This is a genomic window from Paenibacillus sp. P4_E11 (assembly GCF_056401635.1).
The window spans coordinates 1-5,652 of sequence record NZ_JBFUIX010000184.1; the positions used below are offsets into that span (position 1 = coordinate 1).

4 protein-coding genes and 1 pseudogene are annotated in these 5,652 nt (G+C 44.2%); all 5 read left to right on the forward strand.

Annotated elements, in window-relative coordinates; genetic code table 11:
* Positions 1-515: 515 nt before the first annotated feature.
* Positions 516-1,055: an HD domain-containing protein gene (locus tag AC1DWB_RS30640; RefSeq protein ID WP_477544883.1), complete on the forward strand. Its 540-nt coding sequence runs from the start codon at positions 516-518 to the stop codon at positions 1,053-1,055.
* A gap of 538 nt (positions 1,056-1,593) precedes the next feature.
* On the forward strand, positions 1,594-2,172 hold the full coding sequence (locus AC1DWB_RS30645) for a TMEM175 family protein (RefSeq protein ID WP_477544886.1): 579 nt from the start codon (positions 1,594-1,596) through the stop codon (positions 2,170-2,172).
* A 214-nt stretch (positions 2,173-2,386) separates the two neighbouring features.
* The gene (tnpB, locus tag AC1DWB_RS30650) at positions 2,387-3,505 is read left to right on the forward strand and encodes an IS200/IS605 family element RNA-guided endonuclease TnpB (RefSeq protein WP_477544884.1); all 1,119 of its coding nucleotides are present in this window, start codon (positions 2,387-2,389) and stop codon (positions 3,503-3,505) included.
* A gap of 813 nt (positions 3,506-4,318) precedes the next feature.
* Positions 4,319-5,188: a phosphotransferase gene (locus AC1DWB_RS30655; RefSeq protein WP_477544885.1), complete on the forward strand. Its 870-nt coding sequence runs from the start codon at positions 4,319-4,321 to the stop codon at positions 5,186-5,188.
* 94 nt (positions 5,189-5,282) lie between these two features.
* Positions 5,283-5,652, forward strand: a pseudogene (locus AC1DWB_RS30660) (hypothetical protein); the annotation flags it as partial.

Genomic DNA, 5,652 nt, shown 5'->3' on the forward strand with positions numbered 1-5,652 from the left:
CTCTTGTTTCATTACTCTTTCCTCCTCGTATAAGCAGTCGACATACTTTTCTTTATTCCATTGTATAATAACGAGTGATTTGAAGTCAGTGACATTTGATACAGACTGGGTTCGGAAACGGACTACCGGATTACGCGTGAGCAGATGGCTCTGATAATGAAGTGCGCAATAGGCATTCTGCCGAGCTCCTCCGGAAGTACAACTGTTGTCGGACGAGAAGAACATAGCACGCTTCAAACCCGCATAGCTTACGGGTTTTTGTTTTCATTCGGACAAGTTCTTGTCGCGGACGAACGACCCCTTTTGTGGACGTGCGACAAGAACTTGACCCTTTTACCGAAGTGAGGTAGCTAAGGTAACGGGCAGGTTAATTCCATTGTAATTCGCTGGATATTTCGATAAAATCAAATTAGTAATTATTTTCCATTTATTTACCGCGTTAACGGGCAGATTCGTGTAACAAACTTAAATCTATATGTTAAAATAAGCAAACTAATATTGTAGAAATTGACAAAATGAAGCAGATACTGAGGAATACTATCCTAATGGATGCTTCAAGGAAAGAGAACGATGCAGAACATACATGGCATATGGCTGTAGGTGCAATGGTATTGTCCGAATATGCCAATGAGAGTAATTTGGATATGTTAAAGGTTTTTAAGATGATTTTGCTCCATGACATCGTTGAAATTGATGCTGGAGATACATTTGCTTATGGTAATGTCAGCTTGCTGGAAAAAGCCGAAAAAGAAAAGAAAGCCGCAGATAGAATATTTGGATTATTACCACATGACCAAGCAAATCAATTAAAGAAGATCTGGAATGAATATGAGGATGCAGAGACACCTGAGGCAAAATTTGCGCAAGCTATGGATAGTTTTATGCCTATCCTTCATAACTATAAAACCAATGGTTTACAATGGCAAAGGTTGGGTGTCACAAGAGAGAAAGTATTAACAAGAAATAGAAGAATTGAGAGCGGCTCCAGATTCCTGTGGAGTTATATTGAAGGTATTGTTAATGATGCGGTTGAAAAGGGCTTTTTGAAGCCTTAGTATACCCTTTCCCCAATTTAACTAAAAGAGTGCAAGGGCATTATTATCAACAATGAAGGCTGCCCAACATGCAATATCATGCTCTCAAGAGTAGAGGACTAGACCCCATAAGAATTTTGTACGATCATGGTATTAGGATAACGATTAATTCCTTTTGATCAAAGTGTATCGCAGGAATTTTTCAATCTGTACCATGCAGGATTGTTTAGTGCAGAGGAACTAAATGAAATTAGGGAAAATGTTTTCTAAGTTCGTTCCGCAAACGGGAACGATAGCTCAATAAACACCCAGGACGAGGCTGTTGGCACGATCGGCAGCCTTCATCTCGTTAAGGGTGATAATGCAAGGAAATATTTCAGGCACCAAGTACCAATTGGATTTAATAGATCAGGCAACAGTGTGGGGAATGTTATAGGTCTTTTTGCAATAAATGGATTACAATTCGTGAAAGTTTTACTTGACAAGATGAAGGGATTTATGCAAAGTTACTGATGTTGAACAGGTTAAAAAGCGCGAAGCGAGGAAAAGGTGAATCACTCTGAAAGCGAATCGGATGGAAGCATTCAGCGATGGCGTGCTCGCAATTATCATTACGATTATGGTGTTGGAATTTAAAGTGCCGGAAGGCCATGGCTGGTATGCGCTGATCGAACTCGGCCCAAAGATTCTTAGCTACATTTTCAGTTTCGTATATATCGGCATCTACTGGAACAATCATCATCATCTACTGCACATGATTCGAACAATGAACGGGCGGTTGATGTGGCTCAATTTGCTGCTTCTCTTCTGGTTATCCCTTGTGCCGTTCACGACCGCTTGGATGGGGGAAAGCCATTTTGCAGCTACTCCAACGGCGCTGTACGGTATTATTCTACTACTCGCGGCGCTCTCGTACTGGCTACTTCAGCGCGCGATTATTAACCAACATTCAGGCGATTCCTCTTTCGTCGTAACGATGGGTAAAGACTGGAAGGGGAAATTATCTCCCTTACTTTACATGATCGCGGCCTTGACCGCATATGTGAGTCCTTGGATATCCGGCTTCTTTTTTGTACTTGTTGCCGTGATTTGGTTCATGCCGGATAAGCGAATCGAGCAATCACTGCGAGGCCACTAAGAAATGCTCTTCGATTCTCTCGTGCAGGCGGGTTTCGAAGAGCTTTTTTCTGCAGTTGACCAGTTCTGGCCCTCATACACTGGTGTTATTTATCTAAAAAGCCGAGAAGACTCCGACCTCTATAGGTGGCGAGATGAATCGGCGGTTTTGTAATGATGGGAACATATGTGCTATAATGGATTGACGATCCATTCCAAGGGAGATGGAATTTGCCATGGTACCCATTGTTCAGGATACTCCTCCAACCCTTCGACATAAGGCCTACAAATATCGAATCTATCCCAACGACCGACAACAACAACTCATCCATAAGATGTTTGGGTGTTGTCGCTTTGTATTCAATCATTTTCTGGAGAAATGGAACACCGCTTACGAAGAAGCCCACAGAGGCTTATCCTACAATACCTGCGCGACACAACTTCCCGCTTTGAAACAAACATTTGATTGGCTGAAGGAAGTGGATAGCATTGCTTTACAGTCCGCTGTGCGCAACCTAGCGGATAGCTTTGATCGTTTCTTTCAGAAGCAAAATGAGGCGCCACGGTTCAAGAGTCGAAAGAATCTAGTGCAATCGTACACAACGAAATTTACCAACCATAACATTGCCATTGAAAGCAATCAGAYCAGACTGCCTAAGCTGGGTTGGATTCGATTTGCGAAATCGAGAGAATTGGAAGGGCGCATTCTGTCGGCTACCGTTCGTCGTAACGCGGCGGGCAAATACTTTGTTTCCGTGGTTTGCGAAGTGGCCGTAGAGCCTTTGTCACAGATCGAGAAAAGGATTGGTATCGATCTAGGCCTTAAGGAGTTTGCAGTTTGCTCGGATGGCCAGCGATTCGCGAATCCGAAGTTTCTACGTCAATACGAAGAGAAGTTGGCGTTGTGGCAACGTCGCTTATCGCGACGGACTCAAGGCGGCTCGAATTGGAAGAAGGCCAAACAACAAGTAGCACGCATTCATGAGACAATCGTGAACAGCCGTACCGACTTCTTGCACAAGTTGTCGACCAAGTTGGTTCGTGAGAATCAAACGATCTGCTTGGAAAACTTGCAAGTGGTCAATATGCTGAAGAACCACAAGCTGGCGAAGTCGATAGCCGACGCCTCTTGGGGAGAGTTTGATCGGCAGATCCGCTACAAATCGGCGTGGTATGGGCGCACGGTGAACTATGCGGATACCTTTGCCCCGACGAGTCAAGCCTGTCATGTGTGCGGTGCGATCGATCGAGAGGTCAAGCAACTTCATGTGCGACAGTGGACGTGTCAGGTGTGTCATACGATCCATGATCGGGATGAGAATGCCGCTCATAATATAGCGAGAATGGCTATATAAACCACGCATTGTTGTAAACGCTGGATCGGTCTACCCAACTGTGGGAACCACAGAGATCGCTTGGCTGACTTCCTTTCGGTAGATGGGATTACCCAAGAATCCCCCACTTCTACAAGTGGTGGGAGTGTTCAAGTACCCAAGTTCTTGACATTGGGCGATGACAAGAACCTTGTGACAAGAACATTATGACATTCCGACGACGATAGTCCGAAAGGGAGCTCTATGTCTGGTTAGCTGTGGATGCCGACTGTATCGGGCACAGGTTGCCGAGGAGTGGTTGATCTAAGGACGCACATGGGCAGTGAGTGTAATCAGTAGCGTGTTAAGCTAAAGAGCAGAAATGCGGTAAACGCTGCGTAACATTTAAACAATCGGGTATGATCGTTACTGCAAGAACAAAAGGAATCTGAAGCTTTTCGGCAATCTGGAGTGCTTTTTTATATTTTGCAGCCGCTTCATCATTTTCTTATCAAAAAGAGGCTTTACAACTACTTGAAGCAATTCGTGACACTCGATTTCATCATTTATACGAGAAAACCGAACCATTCCGCCATTTTGCTTTTTACGTTGCATGCCGTTCATTTGCCCCTAGTGGTATAGATCGGGACGAGAAAATAGCTGTATGTGCTACGTTCTTGGCTGTAGCAAACATCGATAGGGCAATCGATTGGTATGGTGAAATATTTGGGCTCACCCAAACCCCTACCGACAGGCAGCATACTTAATTAGAACGGAACTTCATCTTGAACCCCCTCAAGAACAACCCTACTATGTAAGTAGTATGAAGTTCGTAACAAACAGGGGGGATTTCTAATGTCAGAACCAATAGATGTGAACAGTATTATCCAAAATCTTCATGACCAAATCATAATTGATCATGCTACTACAGCGACTGTAAATAAGTCGGGATCTACGGATGGGCTTGTTTATATTCTTTCCGAGCATAATGAAGCGAAAAATGTGTTGAAATTTGACCGTCCGCAACAAATTACCTTGGCTGAACAATTTCTTCATACGTATCGGCACATTCGACTTTTACCTAATATCCTCTACACCGATCCTGCAAAAACATTTATCGTGTATGCCTATATTCGAGGCACCACTCATTATAATCGCGGGTTGAAGAAACACTGGTTGACCACGCTAGTACAAGAGTTCTTCAATCATTACGAGAAATCGGAGCAGACTAATATCTGGGGAAGGCTGGAAAGGCCGATTCAATCTTGGCATGAATGGAACAATCGGAGCCTAGAGGATTCGAGAACGAGTTGGGGGAGCCTTCTTTCAGCTGAGGACTATAGCAGAGTGCAATCCATTGTTGAAAATATATCGAAGAGGGAGGAGCATGGGGCCAAATATTTGCTGCATGGAGACACAGGTGTTCATAATTTCGTTTATCATGAACGCTCACTAGTGGGTGTGATCGACCCTTCACCGATGATTGGTCCGATGCTCTATGATTTTACTTATGCTTTTTGCTCGTCCCCAGACGACTTGAACCTAGAAACATTGCTAGCAACATTCGACTTACTCCAGCATGATCCTATAGAGAGATCAGATCTGATTGAAGCCGTATTTTTTCAACTATACTGCCGTATTTCGATCTGTATCCGAGCCCATCCTCATGATCTAGAAGAGTACTTAATAGCTTGGGAATACTGGAAAGGCCTAATCGGGAGGTGAAGATAGGTGCTTATTTAATCGGAGGGGCATAGCAAGTGGAATACCAGAATTCGGGGTTTCTCCAACAGAAGGTGACGCTATAACCGGACAACGGTTGTGGAAAGTAGTTAACCCTCTGCTGACGGCCATGGTTGAGAATGAAATCGATTACACCATAGAAGGCGTGCAGTTAGTACCGAGTTACGTGTCACAATTCGAACAGAGGTATACAGGGAAAGTGAAATCATGTTTCATTGGCCTGGCCGAGATAGATGTAAAGAACCGTGCAGAAGAAAAGAAATATTACTCCAGTCTGACAGAAAATGATGGGATGAAACGGACTCAATCGTATCTTATTTCACGGATAGAAGATCGTAAACCCATGCAGGAGGTGCGGCTATGTTCGATCAATCACCGTTTCAATGCCGCGTGGAATGGGGGCAGAGAGGCGCTAGAGAAGCGGCGGAGCGAGGAGACGTCATCAT